Source organism: Spirulina sp. CCY15215 (genome assembly GCF_016888125.1).
In the GTDB taxonomy this organism is placed as follows: Bacteria; Cyanobacteriota; Cyanobacteriia; order Cyanobacteriales; family Spirulinaceae; genus CCY15215.
Genome location: NZ_JACSWA010000621.1, coordinates 79,027 through 102,603 on the forward strand (window position 1 = coordinate 79,027; position 23,577 = coordinate 102,603).

Consider the following 23,577-nt stretch of genomic DNA (forward strand, 5'->3'; position numbering starts at 1 on the left):
ATCAATCAGGAATAACTTATGAATATCGTACTGCGTCCGCAACGAGATTTGGATATTCGCGGAGCATCTCTCCTACAACAAAAAGTTGTCAATTTAATGCCCGTACCGGAAAATTCTTGTTGGGCGATCGATCTGGTACAAGTTAATACTATCGATCATTTTGGTCTAACTGCGCTGATGGCGGTGCGTCGGGCGGCAAAACAGCATCAATGTCAATTTTATTTACTGAATCTCAAACAGCCGGTTCGTTATATGTTAGAAATTACTGAACTCGATCGCGAGTTTAATATTGTTGAAAGTCTCGATGATATTTTTCAATCTAAAATTCGTTTGTTATTGTGTTGAGAGGCAAGAGGCAACGGGCAAGAGGCAACAGTTCATTATTAATTGGTACTCGATATGCGTTGGATAGTTAGTTTTTTCTGTTTATTATTACTGTTTTTTGTGCCGATGCCTGCTTTTGGTGGGGAAAATGCTCCCGATGCAACGGTTTTGGAGCAGCAGTTACAGGAGGGGGAGGCCTTAGCAGAAAAGGCGATCGCGGCTCTCGAGGGCGGGGATTTGGCCACAGCAGAGGGCTATTGGAGCGAACTGATCGATCGCTTTCCCGAAAATCCGGCGGTTTGGAGCAATCGCGGGGGGACGCGGGTACTGGAAAATAAACTGGAGGAGGCGATCGCGGATTTCGATCGCGCGATCGAACTTGCTCCTAATGCGCCAGATCCCTACTTAAATCGAGGTATTGCGAAAGAAGGACAAAAACGCTGGGAGGAGGCGATCGCGGACTATAACCGGGCTTTAGACTTAAATCCAGAAGAGGGGATGGCTTACAATAATCGGGGTAATGCTCGAGCTGGACAAGGACGCTGGGAGGAGGCGATCGCGGACTATCAAAAAGCCTCGGAATTGTCCCCAAATCTAGCTATTTCTCATGCTAATTATGCCTTGGCTTTATATCAAAGCGATCGCCAACCAGAGGCGATCGTAACAATGCGAAATCTTGTTCAGAAATATCCCATGTTTGCTGATATGCGAGCAGCATTAGCGGCAGTTCTTTGGGTACAAGGAGCGCAAGGAGAAGCGGAAAGTAATTGGGTTGCTGTTGCGGGTCTTGATAGTCGCTATCAGGATATAAATTGGGTTAAAAATATCCGTCGCTGGCCGCCACTTATGGTTGATGCTTTAGAACGGTTTCTCAATCTTGATTAAATCCCAATCTATTTTGAGTTTGAGAAAACTATTGAATAATTTTGTTCATTGCCTCATTGAACTCTTCTTCTGAAATTAATTCCGCTTCTCCCATAATTGAGACTTTAGGAAGTTGCGTTTCAAAATTAATGAATAAAAGCTCGATTTTACTTTTATTGATTCTAGCTTCGTGACAAGAATAAGAGATGGGTTCTTGGGTGGGAGGAACAATAATATAAAAATCAAATTTTGAGATAAACTCGACTGTATTTACTATTCCTAACTCCTCTGTTTCTGTATAGTAAAAATTTTTGATAGGTGTAGTAAAAAATGTTGTTGGTAGGGGAATTTTTCCGAAGGATGTAGACTTAAAAACGCATTTAATTCTCATATTTTTTAGGCTTCTCGATCTGATAATTTACCATCGAAATTTTTAGAAACGAAAAGGGGAGCAAAATGCTCCCACGTGCAGAATTTTCGCAACAGTTAGATTGCTTTTCTACTTAGTAAAGGTGAAGAAGCCTGCAAGAAATCTTGCTTAAAACCAAACTCAAAGGGATGATTGCCAAAGTCTAACTCGGGTAATTCTTCAAAGGTAGATTCTAGCGTAAAAATATCATCATCTTGCCAACTCAAATCCGGCATTTCTCCGGCAAAGTTCAAAGGGGTTTCTGCCAGCAAATTAGCAGGTATTAAAGTCTCTAAATCTTGGGTTAAATTGGTGTTACCGATCGCAGTTTCCCAATTTTCCAAAACTGCATTAAATGCCGTTTTTATTGTCTTTGAGGAGGAAATATTGAGAAAACTACCATTGAAAAAAGAAGTGGCGATCGCCTTTCCTTTAAACAGTTCTGTATCGAAGATTTTTAACCCTAGTTCGCTCAAATCTACCTCGAACAGTTGCGGATCGATTGCATTGGCGATCGCCTTCGCATCAATGAGATCCACAGCAAATTCATTCTCGAAGTTAGCTCCTTCCTCAAATTTAGTCGCCCACTGTTCCAATTCTGCCGAGGAAATTGTCCCATAATCATCCTTGAAACTCACTTGGTAAGCCTCAAAAGAAATCGGTTGGGGCATAAAAATGGGGGTATTCAGAGATTGACTAGAAACAATTTCAGCTTGGTCTCGCAGACGGCGCAAATCGGCATCGAGGCGATCTAGGAGAGGGGTTTCAACTTTAGAATCTAAGGCGATAATTTCGGGTACGGAATTATCTTCCGCAGCAGCGATAATCTGTTCTGGAGGTAAACCTGTTGTTTTCTGTCGGTGTTGTTCTAGTGTCGGGGAAATGAGTTCGCTGAGGGTGCGATCGTCCCGAATTAAGTCCTCAGAAGTGAGTTTAGCTACCTCTGCTTTGGCGTTTTCTGGTTCGAGAACTGCTTGGAATTGGGGATCGTCTTCGAGGTTTCCCTCGTACTTATCTGTAGCGAGTTCGGAGGTGGAAGCATCCTGGGAGGAAATAGCGGGAAGATTTTCCCCGGTTGTAGAATCCCAGTTCTCCGAGGCTGCATCGGGGACATTTTCCCATTCTGCTTCGGCGATCGGTGTGGAAGAGTCCCATTCTTCTAAGGTTGTATCGGGAAGATTCTCCCATTCTGTCTCGGCTGAGGCTGCATCGGGAAGATTTTCCCATTCTGTCTCGGCTGAGGCTGCATCGGGAAGATTTTCCCATTCCGTCTCGGCGATCGGTGTGGAAGTGTCCCATGCTTCTGAGGCTGCATCGGGGACATTCTCCCATTCTGCTTCGGTTTCTGTCGGGAGAGGTTCGGAAGTCTCCCAGATCGGGGTATCTTCTTGCCAAGATGGATCGGAATATTCTTCAAATTCAACGCGATCGCGTAATACTTCTGTTTCTTCCTCTATCCCTTCTTCTTCCAACAGAGAGGAATCGCAAGTTAGGGTATTGAAATCGGTAGAACTCGCCTCAGCAGAAAGCGTATCAAAGGTTTCGCAATCGTCCAAATTGTTTTCGGGAACAAGAGATTCCATCGCGAGGGCGGTATTGGCTCCGATCCCCAGCAGACAAAGGGCTGCTGTTGTTGATTTGGTGGTTAACCAAAATTTTGTCATTTTTTTCCTCACACAAATAAAAGTCAGTGAAATTCGGGAATCGAAGCAATCCCCATGTATTGTTGTTCATTTTATCGAGAAGAAACCCAAATTGGCCTGTTTCTCTGAAATATTGTTACAAACGCGATCGCCACAAACCCCTCAACCACAAACTATCAGCTATCAGCTATCAACTATCCACTATCCACTATCCACTATCCACTATCCACTATCCACTATCCACTATCCACTATCCACTATCCACTATCCACTATCAACCACAAACTATCAACTATCAACTATCAACTATCAACTATCCACTATCCACTATCAACTATCAACTATCAACTATCAACTATCCACTATCCACTATCCACTATCCACTATCCACTATCCACTATCCACTATCCACTATCCACTATCCACTATCAGCTATCAACTATCAACTATCAACTATCAACTATCCACTATCTTACGTTCGTAACGAGGACGACAGGGATTGCCAAAGGCGACTTGTGCTGCGGGAATATCGCGGTAGACGCTACTTCTGCCCCCAATGACTGCATTTGCCCCAATTTTAACCCCTGGTGCGATAAAACAGTCCGTTGCGACCCATGCCCCATTGCCAATGAAAATCGGTTCGGTTTGTAGGGCAAAAGCGCGATCGCTAATGTCATGGCTTCCCGTACATAAATAACATTTTTGTGAAATAACGCAATGTTCCCCAATCCAAATTCGATCTAAACTGTATAAAACGACATCATCCCCAATCCAACTGTAATCCCCAATCTCAATTTTCCAAGGGTAAGTAATACGAGCCGTGGGACGAATAATTACCCCTTTGCCAATTTTTGCACCAAACAAACGCAAAATTTTACAACGAATTGAACTGAAATTATGTAGCGTCAAAGGAAATGCGATCGCCTGCACAAACCACCATAATAAAACATACCAACTCGGTTTGCCGCGATCGTATCCCGATTGGTCGTAATTGCGTAAATCAATCCAAGGTTCGGTATCGAGAAGAGGAGAAGATGGGTTAGTTTGCTTCATTAGTTTCTAACTGTTTTGTTTGTGTCTTCTCTAATTCTGTAACTTTCATTTTTTGACTATTATTTTGACAATTCCGCATCTCATACCATTTAATCCCAATTTGAGCCTCATAGTGACTAATTAAACGAGCGTAAAAATAACCTGCTCTCCCGTCCAAAAATCCTAACTTTAAAAAGTAGACAATAATAAAACGTAATAAGGGTCTTAAAGGAAGCCAAACCCAAACCTTCCTGATAAAACGCTTCTTTTCTAAAGGAGTTCCTTGAAACAATTTAGGCTGAATAATCCTGCCTTGATGTGATGCGACAGATTTTTCGTAAACCCCTTCACGAAGATTATCATAAAACCTCGCTTCCCAATTAGAATAACGATTGTGACGAGCTAACCACGCAGAAATACTTTTGAAATCCATGTGGATCATCGGCGCATTTTCAATAAAACCTTCTTGGGAATCCTTATCTAAAATAACGTGTTCGTGAACTTCATTATCTCCCGTGTCAGAACCATCTTCTGTTAATAAATTCTCGTAGCGACCCTTTGCGTGTTTGAATAAACGCAAATTCCAATCGGGATATTTTCCACCATATTTAATCCAGCGATCGAAGAAATAAACTTTACGATTGATATAGTAACCATCGTATTGAGGATTTTTGAGAATATTCTCAATTTCTCTCCAAAGTTCATCCGTAATCTGTTCATCACAATCAACAATTAATACCCATTCGTGCTTGAACTTCAAATTTTCTAACGCCCAATTTTTCTTTTTCGGCCAGCTTCCTCGTTCATAATCAAATTGAACTATTTTTATATTATAGATTTCACTCTGTTCTTTACAAATTTCTATTGTGCGATCGCTACTATGGGAGTCTACAACAAAAATTTCATCTGCTCTAGAGACACATTCCAAACATTTAGGCATATTTAATTCTTCGTTCTTTGCCGGAATGAGAACCGAAACAGGAATTTTCTTTTCAGATTCAGATGTAGAATGTTGGGTCATTATCTTGGTTGTTAGAAAAGGTTGAGAACGAGAGAACAGATAAAAAGTGGGCAATATTTAAACTTCTTCTTTTAGTTTGCCGTGAACCATCACTAATGTTTCGGCAAGATTGCTGAGTCGATTCTCAAGTGTTTGTTTGCTTTTGAGCAATTGGCGCAATTTTTGGTAACGAGAGATGGCTACACTAACTCCTGCAACTTGCTCGGGGGGACAAGTTCTCGACCAGAGACGACCATTTTCATCCAAACCGCAAAGGCGATAACCGGGGCGATAAGATGAGTTAGATTGTTCTAAACTTAAGGAAGGTGATGGGGAGGCGCGATCGGGAAGGGGAGATTGAGATTCAAGCCAGCCATCAACAATGGGACCTTCGAGATAAAGGTCTTGAATGGCAATCAAGACTTTTTTGAGTTCTCGCTGCCAATTCATGGTGATTTCCTCAATTTCTTTGAGCAAGTTAGTTGCAAGGGCTGGATTAACTCCGTGGCGATGCTTGCTAATTTGCACCGCTTGCAATCGCGGTAGGTTTGTGAGTTGACTTTGATACGGTTTAGGAAAGGATGCTGTTGGGGTCTTTTGAGATTGAGGGAGTCGGGAAGGGGATAATTGGGAAGGGGATAATTTAGGCTGGGAGAGTTGAGGGGAGGGTAATGAGATGGGCTTGGCGAGAGCAAAAGAGGGATTACGTGCTTCTTGCCGAAGTGGGAGTTTTGTTTCTCGATAGTTTCGCCCCTCTCGGGGATTTCTGTCGAGTTGAGCTAAAGCCGTTTCGATGCGTCGTAGTTCTGGTCTCATGTTGGTCTCTCGCCACTATTTAACTTTGGCCTGATTTGGGATGGCAATTAAGTTGGCTGCTATCCGCGATCGCCAAGGGAAATTTTTCTGGTTTTGAGGTTATCCTCTCATCCCGTTTTAAATTTCTCTGCTCCTATTGTATTGGTTCTTCTTTGCATTCTTCACCTTAATTTTGAAAAATGTCTCTAAAAAAATCATCTCGGCCTTTAATTTTAGTGATCGGTCCGGCTAGTTCGGGTAAAAGTGCTTGGGCGGAACAGTTGGCGCGAGATTCAACAAAAGCGGTGAGTTATGTGGCCACGGCGCAGGAAAATCCCGAGGATCCGGAGTGGAATGCTAAGATTTACCAGCACGTTTTACGTCGTCCGGTGGAGTGGAAAACCTTACTCGTTCCGGTGGAATTGGCTGTAACGATCCAGGCTATGCAGGAGGAGGATTGTTTTTTGGTGGATTCTTTAGGAACATGGTTGGCAAATGTTCTCGATCGCGGGGAGGAAGAATGGGAGGCGATCGCCGTCAACTTGTTGGCCAGTTTGCAGCAAGCGCGGGGAGAGGTGATTTTAGTGGCAGAGGAGACGGGATGGGGTTTAGTTCCTGCTTACCCCCTCGGTCGCAAATTTCGCGATCGCCTAGGTAATTTAACGCGACGTATTGGCGCGATCGCTTCAACGGTATATCTAGTTACAGGAGGATATGCGATCGATTTAACTCAAATTGGCACCCCCATCTCTCACAATATTTTTAAAGAATTATCGTGATACTCAAACCCTAACATCAAACCCGCACTCACCAAAGCGATAGTACGGGTTTGATGTTATTTCGATGCCTTGTTCTTAACTGAGAAAAGAAGCGATCGCTCTTTCGAGTTTCTCGATCGCCTCATTCACTTCTGCTTCAGACACGATCAAAGGTGGCAGGAAACGCACAACTTTTGGACCGGCAGGCACGAGAAGCAAGCCTTCATCCATTGCAGCTTTCACCAAATCAATAGAAGTTAAATCACGATTCTCCGCAATTTCTAGCCCATTAATTAAACCCCAACCCCGCACCTCAGTGAATATCTGGGGATAGAGTTGGATGATCTCGTTTAACTTCCCGCGCAGTTGTTCCCCGCGACTTTGAACATTATCGAGAAGATTGTCTGCCATCAACGTTTTTCCCACAGCCAGACCTGCGGCACAAGCAAAAGGATTGCCCCCAAAGGTACTGGCATGATTGCCTGGTTCAAACACATCGCAGGAATTCTTACACAGCATTGCACCGATGGGAATGCCTCCCGCTAAACCCTTAGCACTGGTGAAAATATCCGGTTCAATGCCCAGATTTTCATAACCCCAGAGTTTCCCAGTGCGTCCCATGCCCACTTGTACTTCATCCAAAATCAAAAGTAGGCCATTTTCATCGCAAACTCGGCGCACTTCTTGGAAGTATTCCCGAGTCCCAGGACGAACTCCCCCTTCTCCCTGTAAGGTTTCTAGTAAAACGGCTCCAACGCGACGGTTGCCCTCATCAATGTCCCCGATCGCATCTTCCAAAGCCTGGATATTATTAAACGGGACATAGGCAAACCCATCCACCAAGGGTTCAAAGCCCTTTTGATATTTAGGTTGACCCGTTGCGGTAATCGTGGCCAGAGTGCGTCCGTGAAAACTGGCCTTAGCAGTTAAAATAACAGGATATTGGATTTCTTGGACTTTGTGAGCGTACTTGCGAGCGAGTTTGATCGCCGCTTCATTGGCTTCTGCACCGGAATTGCAGAAGAAGACTTGATCGGCACAAGAGTTATCGACCAGCCATTCCGCCAATTCTCCTTGTTCCGGGATGTAATATAAATTGGAAACGTGGTGTAACTTTTTGATTTGTTGGGTTAGGGCTTCAACAAGAACGGGATGAGCATGACCGAGGGTACAAGTGGCAATACCTGCAACAAAGTCGAGATATTCTTTCCCATCGGTATCCCAAACCCGGCAGCCTTTTCCTCGCTCTAGGGCGATGGGAAAGCGCCCATAGGTCGTCATCACGTTAGCATTGAAGCGGTTCGTATCAAACGCCATTTCCGAGGATTGCGGGGTTGAGATCGGCTCTTGAACGAGGGTGTTTAAACTCACTGGCTCACTCCTAATCGAGACAGAATGGGTATTAGCGATCGCGATCGCCATTTTTTTATGGTTAGAGATATTTTCTTACATTAACGCAAGGGATTCTGTGAGTTGCCTCACTTCGTCCCTAAAACTGTCAGCAGCTAATTCTCTAAACCTTTATATTTAACACAATTTACGGCTTTTGCTACCGTATCGAGAATAACGCGATCGCAGAAATAACTGGGAAATGCGATCGTTTCCTGTGGTTTGCCCATTACCGAGAATATCTCTCAAGGGGAAATTTGAAAAAGCAAATGGTAGCGGAACGATCGAAGGAAACGAAAGCAATAGGCTACAATACCCCCTTAGTTGTTTTTGGGAAAAAATAAATCATGGGTCGCGCCAACAAAGTCGTTCTCGCGTATTCTGGGGGAGTCGATACCTCCGTTTGCATCCCCTATCTCAAAAAAGAATGGGGGGTAAAAGAAGTTATTACCCTTGCTGCTGACTTGGGACAAGGGGACGAACTCGGTCCCATCCAGCAAAAAGCCCTTGACTCTGGGGCTTCCATCTCTCTTGTGGAAAATGGGCAGGAAAGTTTTGTTAAAGATTATGCTTTTGCTGCCATTCAAGCGAATACTCTCTACGAAAACCGCTATCCTCTCTCTACTGCCCTCGCCCGTCCCCTCATTGCGAAAATGCTGGTAGATGCTGCCGAGAAATATGGTGCCGATGCTGTCGCCCACGGTTGTACTGGAAAGGGAAACGATCAGGTGCGTTTTGATGTTTCGATTATGGCGCTTAACCCGTCGATCAAGGTTCTCGCCCCGGCCCGAGAATGGGGGATGGGTCGAGAGGAAACGATCGCCTATGGGGAACAGTTTGGCATTCCCTCCCCGGTGAAAAAATCTTCTCCTTACAGTATCGATCGCAATCTTCTCGGTCGCAGTATTGAAGCGGGTCCCCTGGAAGACCCCATGATGGAGCCTCCCGAAGAGATTTTTGCTATGACTAAGGCGATCGCGGATACTCCCAATGAGCCGGAATATGTAGAAATTGGTTTCGATCGAGGTATTCCTACCAGTGTCAATGGGACTTCTTTGCCCCCGGTTGAATTGATTACGCAATTGAATGCGATCGCTGGAAAGCATGGGGTGGGACGCATCGACATGATTGAAAATCGCGTGGTGGGGATTAAATCGCGAGAAATTTACGAGGCTCCTGCTTTATTGTTACTCATTCAGGCTCACCGCGATCTCGAAAGTTTGACTCTCACGGCGGATGTTACTCAATATAAGCGAGGCATGGAAGATACTTATGCAAATTTAATCTATCAAGGACTCTGGTATTCTCCTCTCAAAGAATCTTTGGATGCTTTCATTCAAAAAACCCAAGAGCGGGTTACGGGAATAGTTCGGGTTAAATTATTTAAAGGGAGTGCCAGAATTGTCGGTCGTCGGTCTGACTATTCTATCTATTCCCCCGACCTCGCTACTTATACGGCTGATGACCAATTCGATCACAAAGCGGCGGAAGGATTCATCTATATTTGGGGTTTACCTACCCGAGTTTGGTCGGAAAAAACCCGCAAATAATCCCTGAATTATTTTCTCGCAGGAAACCGGGCGATCGCCTGAAATCCTATAGCGATGTTGTCTTGCTTGGTTGGATAAGCTGAGAAAACCTCAGCATCCCCCAAGCGCTGTATACAACATCGCTACTTAAATTTGCGTACATTTTTGCTAACAAAATTAGCGTTTTTTCTCTTTACGAATGAAGTAAAAACCATCAAACCAACCTCGCCGCCAAAAAAAGATAATCAAGGCGATCGCAATCAAAATCATAATTCCCCAAATGGTTGCATAACCCCATTTCCAATCTAGTTCTGGCATAACTTTAAAATTCATGCCATAAACGCCAACAATGAAGGTTAAAGGAATAAAAATAGTCGAAATAATGGTCAATAAATTCACGACTTCATTGACCTTATTATTCACCGCAGACATATAAACGTCCATCAAACTAGAAGATAATTCTCGATAAGTTTCTACGATATCCAATAATTGAATGATGTGATCGTAACAATCACGGAAATAAACCTGTACTTCGGGACTAATTAAAGAAGTATCCTCGCGGATTAACGCATTAATTGTACTCCTCAAAGGCCAAATTGCTCGTCTCAAGGCTAACAATTCTCGGCGTACATCGTAAATATCTTCCAGTATTGCCCGTTGAGGATTTTTCAGTACTTCATCTTCTAAAATATCAATACGTTCTCCATAATCTTCCAAAACGGGGAAAAAATTATCGATCACTGCATCCAATAATAAATAAGCTAGATAATCAGCACCCAATTGACAGACTTTACCTGTATTACTCCGAATGCGCGATCGCACGGGTTCAAAACAATCTCGAGTTGGTTCTTCTTGAAAAGTAATTAAATAGTGTTGTCCTAAAACAAATCCCACCTGTTCGTTAAAAAAACCTTCTTTACCAGGATTGGGAAGTACCATTTGGACAATAATCAAAAGCTGTTCCTTGTAATCCTCCATTTTCGGTCTTTGGGGAACATTAACCACATCTTCTAATACCAAAGGATGGAGTTGGCAGATTTGTCCGACTTGTTGTAGGATATTTTCCGTTCCTAAACCTTGTACGTCAAACCAAGAAACAGATTCCGTGTCTAAATAGGGAATGCACTCTTGGGGGGAGATATCCGTCCGGCGAGTGGCGCGATCGCTGTTATAGTCAATGAGAACGATTTGCGTGGGAAGGGCATCTGGGTCGATATTAAGGGTCCCTGGTTCGCTTCCAGGGCGATCGAAGTAATAATCGAAATAATCCTCTTCTTCCTCTAGTATCGGGTCATCCTGTTGGTTTTCTTGTTTTGGCGATCGCGTCATAATGTCTCCTTCTGTTGAAAGCATCCGAGTAAGATTTTAAATCTTTTGTTGCGATCGCCGCACCGAGGGAACTTTGATGATAAGAGTTAAAGATATTCCTCTTGCTAAAACTCATCCCATGTCTTTTTCCCTTGAATCCCACAACTCTTACCCCGATTGCGTTCGACTCGATTTACAAGCAATTTCCTCTCCAAGCGATCGCGTCGATCTCTGGCTAACTCTTCACTTTAACCAGCAATGGGAATCTGTTTTGCAGGGTCGTCTCTGTTTTGCGATAGTTGGGGGAGAACTTAAGTTAACACTCGGAGAAGGGACGGAATTAGTACCGGGGTCGGAATTGTCGGGGGATTTATTAGGAGGTGTCGGTCTGACAGTAGAAGCGATCGCCCCGATTTCTCCCCAGCATCCACGCTGGATATTTGCGGCTAAACCTGGAGAATTTGTTCTCCAAGGAAGTTTGGAGGAGATAAAATTAGCAACTGTGGCGATCGCGGATTCTAAACTGCACCTTGAAGCGACATTAACGACGACTTCAGCCAATGTGCAGATTGTAGCAGGAGAAGGACTTTGGCCTCGCGATATTGGTCCCAACAAACACGCCATTTTAGACCGGATTTTAGCCCGTTTTCTTGGGCAAGAAAAACTCACGCCTTATTTAAGCACAGTAACATCATCGGTGAGTTTTCATACAGAGATAAAAGAGAGTCTAAAACAGAAAAGCGATCGCCTACAAAAAGTCGTCAATGCGATCGTTAAAGCAACAACAGATAATATTCTAGAACTGGCTCAAATTGCCGAACTTGACCCGAAGCAAGAGTTTGCGGGAGGAAATTTCTTGGCTGCCAATTTAAGCGCGATCGATCTCAGTGGTGCAAATTTAACCCGCATTAATTTGCGCGGTGCCACCTTAAATGATACGGATTTAAACGAAGCGAATTTACAAGGAGCAAAATTAAGCGGGGCAGATTTAAGCGGTGCTTTTTTGGAGAATGCGAACTTGAGAAATGCAAACCTACACCGAGCCAGTTTAGCATTGGTCAGTTTAGCAGCAGTGGATCTCAGAGGGGCGAATTTACAAGAGGCAAATCTGAGTAAAACTACTTGGACGGGGACGCAAGTGGAAGGGGCAAAATTTAGTCGTGAGTGCGAACTTTCCGAGGAAATTAAACAGCAACTCCAGCAACAAGGGGCGATTTTTGTTTGAGGCGATCCTTCTAAAAATAACTGAATTTTGAAAAGATAGTGCAGTTTAGTCAACAGTATCAAAATTCATATTGAGTTGCTTATATTTGGATTTAAAACAAGGAAATTCATATTGAGCAATTGTTTCAATACACTCGATTTCGTCGGGTTTAAGATATTGGTAGTTTTGGGGTGGATGAAAAGATTCTGACAATCCCATTCTTAATTCTTCTAATTTGACAGGTTTAGGTAGCACCTGGGGATTCTTAATAAATATGCCAATTCCGACGGAAGCTCCTTTATAGTAGCGATCAAATTCTGGGCGTTTAAGTCCAGAATACTTTCCTACCACTCTCCAAAAATCATTTAAGTCTTTTGGTAAATTGTAAACAGTTTTAATCCAATCTACTTCAAACCATCCCATTAAAGATTTTTGAGGAGATGATACATAAACAAATACTAAATCCCCTTGTTGTAATCGAGTCCGAATTCGGCGCAATTCAACAGTTTTCTTGCCCCCAAAAATCTGATTTGCATATTCAGGCTTTATTGATAGTAGCAAGACTTTAACAGACATTCTAAAAATTTGTTTCTTTAATGTTTAGACCTAACTTATAGATTATAGCAAATAATTCTTTAGGAATCTCGCTAGTTCCTACAACTGATATATTTTTATTAGAAACTTGTTGTGATAATTTTTGCAGTTCATCATGAAATATACAGCGATCGAATAACTCAGTATTACTAAATCGAATTGCCATAATTTCAGTATCTTCATTTCCCTTTTCAATCTCCAGAACATTCTTTTCTTCAAACACTCCTAGATTACGAAAGCGTTTATATAATTCTCTTGGTTTTCCCACAACAACTTCTTCAAGATGAGAACAAGCCCGAATGGCACTTATATTAGTATAACCTCGATCTTTATCATTTTTTGTGACATACCATAAAATTCTGCCATTGATACAATTTCTATGAGGAGGCACATAATTTTTCTTATAATAAACAGCTTCTCGATTGATTGTTATTTCCGGCTTTGAAAAGAAATTTAAAGTTTGTTCTGCCAACTTTTTATCAAATAAATTTTCTGCCCAAAAAGGCTGAATTGGAATGATAAAATTAGGAATCTCCGCATCAATTATTTTCATTGGATGTAAAAATTTTTCCATCATAAATAATATATTTGTATCTTTTTTGTCTAAACTTGCTGTTTTCAATATCTCTCCAAATTGCTGAAATATCTCATAGTCTCTATTCGTCTGTGTTATTAGATAGATAATGTTAGAACCAAGATTATTTGCGGTATCTGCCATTTTAAAATTGGCTTTTATCCAGCTATTACCAACTTGTAAAAAATGATCTTCCTGGATGAGTTGTAAAACAATTGGAGAAATTGATAAATCGGTAATTCTTGTAAATTTTCTATCCTCTTTGACAGCAGTAGAAATTGTCTGAAAAATGCTATGCTTCATAATTGTTTTAATTAAAATTTCATTTCCTTTTCCAACTCTAATCATAGGAATTTCTAATTCATCTTCATCGCTGCGATCGTAAACAATCAACATTAAAAATCCCGATGAATCTTTAATTATAACAGATTCAAATTTATCCTTTTCTATAACAAAACGGCGCATTTTTTGTTGAAATTGAGATTTTGTTTCATGCCGATCTTGTTCTTGAAACCAAAAAATATTGGAAAAGTCATCAATTTTATCATTGGTAAGTTTTTCTTGTCGTAGATCGGTTAAACCAGCAAGACGAATAGGCTGATATTCTTGATTTTCTTGAAATTCGGTTAATTGTATAATTAAATCTGTTGGACTCTTGATAGAAATTTTGAATTGTTGATAAAGAGTATTTGCTAAATTTAAAATTTGAAGATCGCGAGTTACTAAAAAAGAAACATCTGATGCCAGTGTTTGAGCTATATATTTGATTTTATTATTATTAATTTCTACATTTTGACTACAGAAAAATTCTCTTAGCTTTTGATATTCAGATATATATTTAGTTTCTTCAAAGGGAAAATTTGTGAGATTCGCAGTAAAATTCCTGTATTTTTTGCGTTCCTCTTCATTATCAATAATGTTAATGCAATCAAAAATTTCATTGACAAACCCTAATTTTAAAATATCTTGTAACCAATCTGCAAGCAGTGCCTTTGATTCTTTAGAATTCTCTATATTTTCAGAAACAAGTTCAAAGAGAATGGAAAAATCGATAATAACTCCAAGATTTGACTCGAGATGTAAATCTAGCAACATTGATAATAGTTGTGGAGTTTGAAAATCAAATCTCCAAACTGTATTTATTTTTCCTGGTGTTTTTGCATCTTTTTCGATTTCTGGTACGAATCCAAATGTAGACCACATTCTATCTAATCTAAAGTCTCGACGGCAAGTTAATTCAATTCCTCTAGTATTACGAGCCATATACTTAAGATATTCTATACATTGACGAGCAATCCCTCGAGAGCGACAATTTCTATCAATACATAAATGCACTAATTTAAAAAGATCGCGAGATCGATTATAATTATATAAAATATATCCAATACACTCTCCTTGAGTATTAATTACTACAACAATATTTCCTTTTGCTGCATTATTGATAAAAGCGCCTTTAGCCAAAAAACCTAAAGTATCTGAATTAGCATCACCAAGATTAATAACTGTTTCTAAATAGGGAGATCGATGATTGATTTTTTGAAATGTAATTTCGGTATCTCTAGTCATAGTTGTTTTTATTAATTCAAAAAATAGTACGGTGCATTGAATATAACTCACTTTTCCCTAAGTGATGTTTTTCTGTATCAAATCTTAAGATACTGCCTTGCCAGGTATAAATCAACGATCGCAGATGAATCATTCTTTTACAAAACGGCGATCGCGATAACCCTTCAAACTAAACCTTGACTGTCATTGCGATCGCGATCGCACTCCCTTAACCCTTTCCATCACCTCTAAATCTGTTTGAGTTCACCCTGCCTTGCAGAATAGCATCACCCGCGATCGCGACGAATTTCACGCTTCAACAGTCGATGCGATCGCTTCCCTTTCCCCGCAAAACTGAGACTATAAAAACATTGAGAAAACCAACCTCCCAAAAACAATGCTTAACTTTCAACTCTTCCCCAATGCACTTTCGGAAATTTTCGTTTCTGCTACCCAAAACGGCACCCTCAGCCCCAGTATTTGTAAGAGTTTGATAGTTGCAACCCAAAATAATAGTTTCAATGAAGAAGAGAAAGACATCGCCAAACGTCTCCTCTGGGCGGTAAAAAAAGGTAAAATCCAAGTAGGCGCATAGCTTCTGGTTTGCAATTATTCCTTCTTCCCTACACCATTTTCGCGACCAGAAACACTTTCCAAAGCCGCGATCGCCGCCCCAGAACCTGCAATAATATCCCGTTCCTCTCCCCCCAAATACAACCGCCCAAAACTGCCGATCGCCGACACCTGTAAGATATTAATATTCGCCGCCTTTTCCGCCTCATTAGCCGCCAACGCCGCATAAGCCGCCGGAGTCACCTCCAAAACATACAAAGTTTGCCCCGCCAAAAGCATCTGCCCTCGACGAGTCCGATTAATTAATTGCGCTTGATGTGCGTCGATATTACGAATAATCTGACTAGAAACCACTCTGGGCTTAAGGCGTTCCCTTTCCGTCACTCCAAGGGCATCTAAAATCGCCTTTCCTGCCGTTCTCGTTTCCCCTTGACGGGGAGAGTGAATTTCCAGCAAACCATATAACCGTTCCACAAACTGAACCCCAGGACGCACCGATGTTGACTTGAGGGCGACATCCGTAATGCGATTAATTTCAATGCCAGGGGAAATCTCAATCCATAAAGACGTATCCCCAGGTAACGGCAAAAACCCCAAAGCCACCGTCCCAATATAAGCCGCGTGCTGAGATTGAAGATTATCAAGAAAGACGTAACTGCGTAGGTCAATACCCAAAATCGATCGCTCCTAGAAAAATAGGAAATGCTGCTCCCTGTCCAGTGATAGCTTATATCGGGCATTCGCACAACTGAAAATCCATGAGGAGGCCGACCAATCCCAGTAATTCCCTGGTTTGTCAAGAAACAATAACAGAGCGATCCCGCGATCGCCTATAACTTCGTGAACTGTTTGAAAATCCTTTCCAGATGACCTTGACCGAACCTCAATAAATTTTGTTACATGAAGTTAACAAAGCGATCCCCAATCGAGATGTGACCCCAATCCCCAAAATTTCCCCTTACCCAAAGGAAAATCAAAGGGAAGAGGGGGGGAATACACACCAAAACAGCGATCCCAAAAAAATCTGGAGGGTCTGCCAAAAATACCAAATTTGGTATCTGGAATAACCTCTCCTTGGGAAATGGGGGGTTGTTAGCAACCGACTCGAAGAAACACATTTTCGAGTACGGACTTAAAACCTAAACGACCTATCGCTAGTACTTCAAAAAAACAATGGCAAACGAACGCCTACCCTTAGAAGAAATGACATTGCGGCAACTTCGCAAAGTCGCCAGCAAATATAATATCTCCCGTTATAGTCGGATGCGGAAAGTACAACTTCTGACCGCAATTCGAGAAGTTGCTGAATACTCGGTCACTTTTCCCGAACCCAGCACTCCCGCCTATCCTATCAACTCTCATCCTATTAGTCCTCCAAAAGAAGAACCAGAAGTGGAAGCCTCAAAATTTCAAGTCGGTCAAGCAACCCCCGTAGAAGTAAAACTGGCCTCCGTTGACGAAGGACTGGCCGAACTACCCGGCGGCTACGGAGAGAGTATTATTGTTTTGATGCCCCGGGATCCGCAATGGTGTTATGCCTATTGGGATATTCCTAACAGTCATAAAGAGGAAATGCGCCGTAAAGGGGGACAACAGTTAGCATTACGAATTTACGATGTTACCAACATTAAGCTAGAAACCCAAAACCCCCACAGCGTTCAGGAATATCCTTGCGATGAACTGGCACGAGAATGGTATGTTCCCATTCCCGTCAGCGATCGCGATTACTGCGTGGAAATTGGCTATCGCTGTGTAGATGGTCGTTGGTTAGTCCTGGCAAGTTCGGGGATCGTTCGCGTTCCCCCCATTTATCCTTCAGACTGGATCGAAGACCAATTCGCCACAGTTTCCTGGGAACAAGAACTCGCGGGTAAAAAAGTCCTGCAATTAAGCGGTGGTGATGGCGCTACTGTTGTTGAAGAGCTTTACGAACAACGGCAAGGCGATCGGGTTTCCGGTTCCATCTTCGGTTCGATGCAGCAAGTTTCCGAAGAAAATGTCAGTTCCTATGTCTTTCCTTCGGGAGTTGGCAAGTGGGCATCGGGATCGGGAATGTCCGGTGCAGGAATGTCTGGTTCGGGAATGCAAGAATCTGGCGCGGGAATGCAAATGTCCGGTGCCGGGATGTCTGGTGCAGGACTAGAAACTATGTCCGGTGTCGGGATGGCATCGGGTATAGGATTGGAAACCATGTCCGGTATGGGCATGATGTCGGGTACGGGACTGGAAACCATGTCCGGTATGGGCATGATGTCCGGTGCAGGACAAGCTATGTCCGGCGCAGGTATATCTGGTGCGGGTCTAACCATGTCCGGTGTCGGTATGTCGGGTATGGGTCTTACTACTATGTCCGGTGCAGGCATAATTTCAGGTATGGGACTAGAAACCATGTCTGGGGTTGGCATGATGTCCGGTATGGGCATGATGTCCGGTGCAGGACAAGCTATGTCCGGTGCAGGTATATCGGGCGCGGGACTCACTATGTCCGGTGTCGGTATGTCGGGTGCAGGTCTAACCATGTCCGGTGTCGGTATGTCGGGTATGGGTCTTACTACTATCTCCGGTATGGGGATGATGTCCGGTATGGGACTAGAAACCATGTCTGGGGTTGGCATGATGTCGGGTATGGGCATGATGTCTGGTGCAGGACTCACTATGTCCGGCGCAGGTATGTCTGGCGCGGGTCTAACCATGTCCGGTGTCGGTATGTCGGGTGCAGGTCTCACCATGTCCGGTGTCGGTATGTCTGGCATGGGCATGATGTCCGGTGCGGGAATGATGTCCGGTATGGGACTAGAAACCATGTCTGGAGTGGGCATGATGTCGGGTATGGGCATGATGTCCGGTGCAGGTCTAACTATGTCCGGTATGGGTATGTCGGGCGCGGGTCTAACCATGTCCGGTGTCGGTATGTCTGGCGCAGGATTAACTATGTCCGGTGTCGGTATGTCGGGTATGGGTCTTACTACTATGTCCGGCATGGGAATGATGTCAGGTATGGGACTAGAAACCATGTCTGGGGTTGGCATGATGTCGGGTATGGGGATGATGTCTGGTGCAGGACTCACTATGTCCGGTGCAGGTATGTCTGGCGCGGGATTAACTATGTCCGGTGTCGGTATGTCGGGTATGGGTCTTACTACTATGTCCGGTATGGGAATGATGTCAGGTATGGGACTAGAAACCATGTCTGGGGTTGGCATGATGTCGGGTATGGGGATGATGTCCGGTGCAGGACTCACTATGTCCGGTGCAGGTATGTCTGGCGCGGGATTAACCATGTCGGGTATGGGGATGATGTCCGGTGCAGGATTAACTATGTCCGGTGCAGGATTAACTATGTCCGGTGTAGGAATGTCAGGTGTTGGTTTTTCCGCTTCGGCACCCCCCATCCGTCCTCGCAAATTTTGGTTGGTTGCTGATGCAGAATTAATTATCTATGGTGCAACCGAACCCGATGCTGTTGTCACTATTGGCGGCAAACCCATCAAACTCAATCCCGATGGAACATTCCGCTTTCAAATGTCTTTCCAAGATGGTCAACTGGATTATCCCATCATGGCAGTTGCAGCAGATGGGGAGCAAAACCGTTCCATCCACATGAATTTCAATCGCGAAACACCTTCGCGTAAAACCAATACGAAAGAAGATGCTACTTTAGAGTGGTTTTGATGGGAATTTCTGGTAAAAGTTGAATCTTTCCCCGGCCTTGGGTCGGGGTTTTTTGTTGTTGGCGATCGCATGGTATATTTGCAAAATCCATCACTTATAACTCACTATTCATGTTGCAGTTTTTTACCAAATTGGGTTATCTCTGTCGGGAATCTTTATCCAGTTTGCGACGGGGGGGCTGGATGAATTGGGCTGCAATTAGTACCGTAACGGTTCTTCTCTTTTTGTTTGGAGTGTGTTTGCAAACATCTTGGCAATTGGATTCGTTGCTGGATCATTTTGGCAATCAGTTGGAAATCTCTGTCTATCTCCAGCCAGAAACGCAAGGAGAGACTATTGTGCCAATGGTACGAGGTGTTCCTCATATTAAGGATGTGCGGACAATTCCCAAGGAACGGGCCTGGCAATCTTTACTGGAGGAATTAGGTATTGCTGATGTTGCAGAAGCCACCGAACAACTTGAGGGGAATCCTTTAGTTGATGAATTGAAGGCGATCGCGGATAATGCCCAAAAAGTTCCTGAAATTGTAGCACAATTGGATCGAATACCGGGGGTCGATCGCATTGTTTATGTGAATGAAGCACGAGAGAGATTGCAACAAATTCAACAAGGTTTGAGTTGGATCGGAATTGTTTTAACCAGCATTCTTTCTTTAACGGCGATCGCGGTAATTACTACGACTCTTAATTTAATTGCTGTAGCACGACGCAATGAGTTAGAAATTATGCAACTCGTGGGAGCAACTAAAGTTTGGATATTCCTTCCTTTTGTTTTTCAAGGAGTCATTTTTGGTTTAGTGGGGGGTGGACTCGCTTTAGCTTTAATTACTACTTTAAGAACCCTTTTATCTAATCTTTTCTTTGTGAAAACAGATTTTCTCAACTTTCTAACTGAAGGATTAAAATTAACTTCTTTACAATTAAGTCTTTTACCTATTATTATTTTTACTTTAGGAATTTCTGTGGGAATGGTGGGCAGTTTTCTGGCAATTCGTCGTTTTTCTTTGCGATAATTGATAATTGATTAACATTAATTACTGGTTAAAAGTGTCCAATAGCGATCGATCAGTTCGTTAGTTTCGTTATCTAAAGGCGATATCTCTTCACACAACATTAAGATATTTTGAGAAGGAAAAAGAATAGGATTTTTTTGGAATTGGAGTGGCAAAAGATTAAATGCGGCTTCGCTAGGAGTCCCAAAGCTCAAACGTTGACAAAGTTTTGCTAATACTTGAGGTTGTAATATAAAATTGAGCCAAGCATAACCTCCTGCAATATTAGGAGCGGTTTTAGGAATGACTAGATTATCAACTGCAAAAGAAGTTCCACTTCTAGGAATAACAAAAGCCAAATCTTCATTTTCTCGGATAATTCGATTGGCTTCGTCTGAATAACACATAGCAATTGCAATATCTCCCGTGAGAATTTGCGTTTTCCAGTCCTCAGTTGTAAAGGTTGCGATCGCACTTTTCAAGCATCTTAATTTCTCATAAGCAGCTTTAATTTCCTTGGGGTTACTAGAATTATAAGAATATCCTAGTGATTTTAAAGCTGCACCCATTACTTCTCGAACATCATTGAGCAATGTTATTCTTTTCGCAAACTCTTGTTGGTGTTGCCAAAGATAATCCCAATCTTCGGGAGGTTTTTTAACTTGATTTCGATTATAAATTAATCCGGTTAAACCCCAAGCTATGGGAATACTGTAGCGACTTTCGGGATCATATTCAGGATTTTTAAACCGGGGAAATAGTCGATCCTCAACCAAGATTTTAGACTTATCCAATTCGAGTAAAAATCCCAGATCTATCATTTTTTTGACCATATAATCGGAAGGATAGAGAATACTATATCCTCCACCTCCACTGACTTGAAAACGAGCCAGCATGGTTTCGTTAGAATCAAAAATATTGGCAATACTGTGAATTCCTGTTTCTTTTGTAAATTGCTGTAAAAGTTTTTCGTCAACAAAAGCCGTCCAAGTATAAATATATAACTCATTCGATAAGTTTGGATTAGTAGCAGCAGCTTGAATATTAGCTAAAGTCCAACCACATCCCGATAGGAATAAATTTAATAAACTAATTCCGGACTTGGTTAAAAATTGACGGCGCTGCATTATTCTCATCATGGGGATTCATGATGGGGAGAGTTTTCATATTTCATCTCTTCTCCACCATGATGTTCGTGGTTTTCGCGATCGCCGTGTTCGTGATGAAGGGGAATTCTAATATTACCCATACCCTGATTTCCCACACTAACGATACCCATAGATTGAACCCCACCCGTTAAAACCCCCATCGCAACTGCTCCCGCAGAGAAAAACCCCATCGCAACAGCACCCAAAGAAATAATCCCCATCGGGACAACACCAATTGAGACGATTCCCATGGGAACAATGCCAATAGAAATATAGCCGATGGGGGCAATACCGATAGAAATGAGTTTCGGTTTTTCGGGGTGAATGTGCATGAGAAACTTATCCAAAAAATTTAAGCGATCAGTATGGAAAACCACGTCTTATATCTTGTCTAGATATTGAGCCTTTTGTCAAAAGACAGCCTGTAAAACTTCACCTCTCGATTTCTTGAAAATGAAGTTTGATTACAATAACTTGACAAGACTAAGTATTTCATTATTGCTATAAAATATATAGATATCGAACAAAAAACTAATCACTGCTGGGAAATATTTTGCAATATCACGTTATTAAAGAAACAGTTTCTCTGGTCACTGGCGATCGCCTTCGTCTTGATGCAGATATTTATCGTCCCGAAGCATCGGGGGAATTTCCAGTGTTATTAATGCGTCAACCCTACGGACGTGCGATCGCCTCTACTGTCGTCTATGCTCATCCTAAATGGTATGCTGCCCGAGGTTATATAGTTGTTATTCAAGACGTGCGCGGTCGCGGTACTTCTGAGGGAAAATTTGACCTTTTTATTAACGAAATTGAAGACGGGATCGAGACAGTAAATTGGGCATCTCAACTCTCTCAAAGTACGGGAGAGGTGGGAATGTATGGATTTTCTTATCAAGGAATGACTCAACTCTATGCCGCACAAAATAAACCAAAAGCCTTAAAAGTGCTTTGTCCTGGGATGTTAGGTTACGATATTTATGCAGATTGGGCGTATGAAAATGGGGCATTTTGTTTGCAGGCCAATTTAGGTTGGGCAGTACAGTTAGCCGCAGAAACAGCACGCTTGCAAGAAGATTTTAAAGCATATCAGGTTCTTTACGCGGCTGCTCGCGATTTACCATTTTATAATCCTTCATCATTTCTTAGAGAATGCTTGGGAAAATATGCCCCCAGTTCATTTTTTGATGAATGGATCGCACATCCTCAACCTGGAAAATATTGGCAGCAATTTAAACCTGATCTTACCAATGTAGATCTCCCCATGCTGCATATTGGTGGTTGGTTTGATTGCTATTTGCGAGGGACTTTACGTTTATATCGAGAAATGGCGCAACAATGCAGCAACCCACAGCATTTAATTGTTGGAGTTTGGGGACATTTACCCTGGGGAAGAAAAGTCGGTGCGATCGATTATGGTCAAGAAGCAGCTAGTCCAGTAGATGAATTACAAATTAGCTGGTTTGACCATTTTCTTAAAGGAAAAGATACGGGGATTTTAGAAAGCAATCCCATTCGTTTATTTGAGATGGGAAGCAATCAATGGAAAGATTTTAAAACGTTTCCTCAAGGAGAGAAAATTGCTTATTATTTAAACAGTAATAGTTTAGCGAGCATTCGTGATGATGGGGGAAAATTAAGTCTAAACGATTGCTTTGAAGAGCAGCAAGAAGATATTATCGTACACGATCCTTGGCGGCCTGTTCCCTCTTTGGGAGGTCATGTTGCTTTTCCATCAGGTTCTTTTGAACGCTCTCATATTGACTCTCGTAGTGATGTTTTAACTTATACCAGTGAACCTTTTGCTTCAGATTTACACATCGTTGGTAAGATTATTGTTGAGCTATATTATCAAGCCGATACACCAAGTTTTGATCTCTGTGCAATTGTCTCTGAAGTTCAACCCAATGGTTGTGTTTACAATTTTACTCAGGGTTATATTCGCATTGATTCGTCAGCCAATCCAGTGCAGATTCCTCTTCAAGAAACTTGTATTTGTCTCAAACAAGGGAATTGTTTACGTCTGAGTATTAGTGCGGCTTGTTTTCCAGCTTACTTGACTCATTCAGGTATGAATTTATTTAATAATGAAATTAATTGTAACGATGTAAATATCATAACAATAAGTCTTCAATCTGGCAGGAAATACCCTGCAAAACTATTGATAAACGTTTCTGATTTATTGGAAATATCGGCTCGGAATAAACTTTTTTAATCTAAAAAA

Annotated in this window: 20 protein-coding genes and 2 pseudogenes; 10 read left to right on the forward strand and 12 right to left on the reverse strand. The window is 42.3% G+C overall.

Annotated elements, in window-relative coordinates; genetic code table 11:
* The first annotated feature begins 18 nt into the window (after positions 1-18).
* Complete coding sequence (locus JUI58_RS26280; RefSeq protein WP_204106824.1) at positions 19-345, forward strand: STAS domain-containing protein; 327 nt, start codon at positions 19-21, stop codon at positions 343-345.
* A 54-nt stretch (positions 346-399) separates the two neighbouring features.
* Positions 400-1,209: a tetratricopeptide repeat protein gene (locus tag JUI58_RS26285; RefSeq protein WP_239121725.1), complete on the forward strand. Its 810-nt coding sequence runs from the start codon at positions 400-402 to the stop codon at positions 1,207-1,209.
* A 28-nt stretch (positions 1,210-1,237) separates the two neighbouring features.
* Here JUI58_RS26285 and JUI58_RS26290 read toward each other — a convergent pair whose 3' ends face one another.
* The 5 genes from JUI58_RS26290 to JUI58_RS26310 all read right to left on the reverse strand — a co-directional run bounded on the left by JUI58_RS26290 (position 1,238) and on the right by JUI58_RS26310 (position 6,088).
* The gene (locus JUI58_RS26290; RefSeq protein ID WP_204106825.1) at positions 1,238-1,579 is read right to left on the reverse strand and encodes a hypothetical protein; all 342 of its coding nucleotides are present in this window, start codon (positions 1,577-1,579) and stop codon (positions 1,238-1,240) included.
* A 95-nt stretch (positions 1,580-1,674) separates the two neighbouring features.
* Positions 1,675-3,261 carry a hypothetical protein gene (locus JUI58_RS26295; RefSeq protein WP_204106826.1) on the reverse strand — a complete coding sequence of 529 codons (1,587 nt, stop codon included), beginning with the start codon at positions 3,259-3,261 and terminating at the stop codon, positions 1,675-1,677.
* A 435-nt stretch (positions 3,262-3,696) separates the two neighbouring features.
* Positions 3,697-4,293 carry a hormogonium polysaccharide biosynthesis acetyltransferase HpsU gene (gene hpsU, locus JUI58_RS26300; RefSeq protein WP_204106827.1) on the reverse strand — a complete coding sequence of 199 codons (597 nt, stop codon included), beginning with the start codon at positions 4,291-4,293 and terminating at the stop codon, positions 3,697-3,699.
* On the reverse strand, positions 4,280-5,293 hold the full coding sequence (locus tag JUI58_RS26305; RefSeq protein WP_204106828.1) for a glycosyltransferase family 2 protein: 1,014 nt from the start codon (positions 5,291-5,293) through the stop codon (positions 4,280-4,282). Before JUI58_RS26305 ends, hpsU begins: the two co-directional genes overlap by 14 nt.
* 57 nt (positions 5,294-5,350) lie before the next feature.
* A complete protein-coding gene (locus JUI58_RS26310; RefSeq protein ID WP_204106829.1) occupies positions 5,351-6,088 on the reverse strand; it encodes a hypothetical protein in 738 nt (245 codons plus the stop codon).
* Positions 6,089-6,267: 179 nt separating this feature from the next.
* Between JUI58_RS26310 and cobU the strand changes: the two genes are divergently transcribed.
* A complete protein-coding gene (gene cobU / locus JUI58_RS26315; RefSeq protein ID WP_204106830.1) occupies positions 6,268-6,846 on the forward strand; it encodes a bifunctional adenosylcobinamide kinase/adenosylcobinamide-phosphate guanylyltransferase in 579 nt (192 codons plus the stop codon).
* Between the two features lie 75 nt (positions 6,847-6,921).
* On the opposite strand, the gene JUI58_RS26320 is transcribed toward cobU, so the two are convergent.
* Positions 6,922-8,142: an aspartate aminotransferase family protein gene (locus tag JUI58_RS26320; RefSeq protein WP_348539980.1), complete on the reverse strand. Its 1,221-nt coding sequence runs from the start codon at positions 8,140-8,142 to the stop codon at positions 6,922-6,924.
* A 419-nt stretch (positions 8,143-8,561) separates the two neighbouring features.
* On the opposite strand from JUI58_RS26320, the gene JUI58_RS26325 reads away from it, so the two are divergent.
* On the forward strand, positions 8,562-9,764 hold the full coding sequence (locus tag JUI58_RS26325; protein ID WP_204106831.1) for an argininosuccinate synthase: 1,203 nt from the start codon (positions 8,562-8,564) through the stop codon (positions 9,762-9,764).
* A gap of 156 nt (positions 9,765-9,920) precedes the next feature.
* Here JUI58_RS26325 and corA read toward each other — a convergent pair whose 3' ends face one another.
* Positions 9,921-11,072 (reverse strand): magnesium/cobalt transporter CorA, encoded by a 1,152-nt coding sequence (gene corA / locus JUI58_RS26330; RefSeq protein ID WP_204106852.1) that lies wholly within the window; start codon positions 11,070-11,072, stop codon positions 9,921-9,923.
* A gap of 76 nt (positions 11,073-11,148) precedes the next feature.
* On the opposite strand from corA, the gene JUI58_RS26335 reads away from it, so the two are divergent.
* Entirely contained in the window at positions 11,149-12,276 is a 1,128-nt protein-coding gene (locus JUI58_RS26335) for a pentapeptide repeat-containing protein (protein ID WP_204106832.1), read from the forward strand.
* A gap of 45 nt (positions 12,277-12,321) precedes the next feature.
* On the opposite strand, the gene JUI58_RS26340 is transcribed toward JUI58_RS26335, so the two are convergent.
* Positions 12,322-12,831, reverse strand: coding sequence for an ASCH domain-containing protein (locus JUI58_RS26340; RefSeq protein ID WP_204106833.1), 510 nt, complete (start codon positions 12,829-12,831; stop codon positions 12,322-12,324).
* A 1-nt stretch (position 12,832) separates the two neighbouring features.
* The gene (locus tag JUI58_RS26345) at positions 12,833-14,989 is read right to left on the reverse strand and encodes a GNAT family N-acetyltransferase (RefSeq protein WP_204106834.1); all 2,157 of its coding nucleotides are present in this window, start codon (positions 14,987-14,989) and stop codon (positions 12,833-12,835) included.
* A 376-nt stretch (positions 14,990-15,365) separates the two neighbouring features.
* Here JUI58_RS26345 and JUI58_RS26350 point away from each other — a divergent pair, with 376 nt between their 5' ends.
* Positions 15,366-15,563: a hypothetical protein gene (locus tag JUI58_RS26350; RefSeq protein WP_204106835.1), complete on the forward strand. Its 198-nt coding sequence runs from the start codon at positions 15,366-15,368 to the stop codon at positions 15,561-15,563.
* 14 nt (positions 15,564-15,577) lie between these two features.
* Here JUI58_RS26350 and JUI58_RS26355 read toward each other — a convergent pair whose 3' ends face one another.
* Positions 15,578-16,216: a hypothetical protein gene (locus tag JUI58_RS26355; protein WP_204106836.1), complete on the reverse strand. Its 639-nt coding sequence runs from the start codon at positions 16,214-16,216 to the stop codon at positions 15,578-15,580.
* Positions 16,217-16,744: 528 nt separating this feature from the next.
* Here JUI58_RS26355 and JUI58_RS28305 point away from each other — a divergent pair.
* The 3 genes and pseudogenes from JUI58_RS28305 to JUI58_RS26365 form a co-directional block, all read left to right on the forward strand.
* Positions 16,745-17,359, forward strand: a pseudogene (locus tag JUI58_RS28305) (DUF4912 domain-containing protein); the annotation flags it as partial.
* A gap of 1,464 nt (positions 17,360-18,823) precedes the next feature.
* Positions 18,824-19,213 (forward strand): annotated as a pseudogene (locus JUI58_RS28310) (hypothetical protein); the annotation flags it as partial.
* Positions 19,214-19,323: 110 nt separating this feature from the next.
* The gene (locus tag JUI58_RS26365; RefSeq protein ID WP_239121728.1) at positions 19,324-20,226 is read left to right on the forward strand and encodes an ABC transporter permease; all 903 of its coding nucleotides are present in this window, start codon (positions 19,324-19,326) and stop codon (positions 20,224-20,226) included.
* 17 nt (positions 20,227-20,243) lie between these two features.
* Here JUI58_RS26365 and JUI58_RS26370 read toward each other — a convergent pair whose 3' ends face one another.
* Together JUI58_RS26370 and JUI58_RS26375 are read right to left on the reverse strand one after the other, a co-directional pair.
* Positions 20,244-21,344 (reverse strand): spermidine/putrescine ABC transporter substrate-binding protein, encoded by a 1,101-nt coding sequence (locus tag JUI58_RS26370; protein ID WP_239121729.1) that lies wholly within the window; start codon positions 21,342-21,344, stop codon positions 20,244-20,246.
* Positions 21,341-21,730: a hypothetical protein gene (locus tag JUI58_RS26375; protein WP_204106838.1), complete on the reverse strand. Its 390-nt coding sequence runs from the start codon at positions 21,728-21,730 to the stop codon at positions 21,341-21,343. Before JUI58_RS26375 ends, JUI58_RS26370 begins: the two co-directional genes overlap by 4 nt.
* A 176-nt stretch (positions 21,731-21,906) precedes the next feature.
* Between JUI58_RS26375 and JUI58_RS26380 the strand changes: the two genes are divergently transcribed.
* Positions 21,907-23,568 carry a CocE/NonD family hydrolase gene (locus tag JUI58_RS26380; RefSeq protein WP_239121730.1) on the forward strand — a complete coding sequence of 554 codons (1,662 nt, stop codon included), beginning with the start codon at positions 21,907-21,909 and terminating at the stop codon, positions 23,566-23,568.
* Positions 23,569-23,577 lie beyond the last annotated feature (9 nt).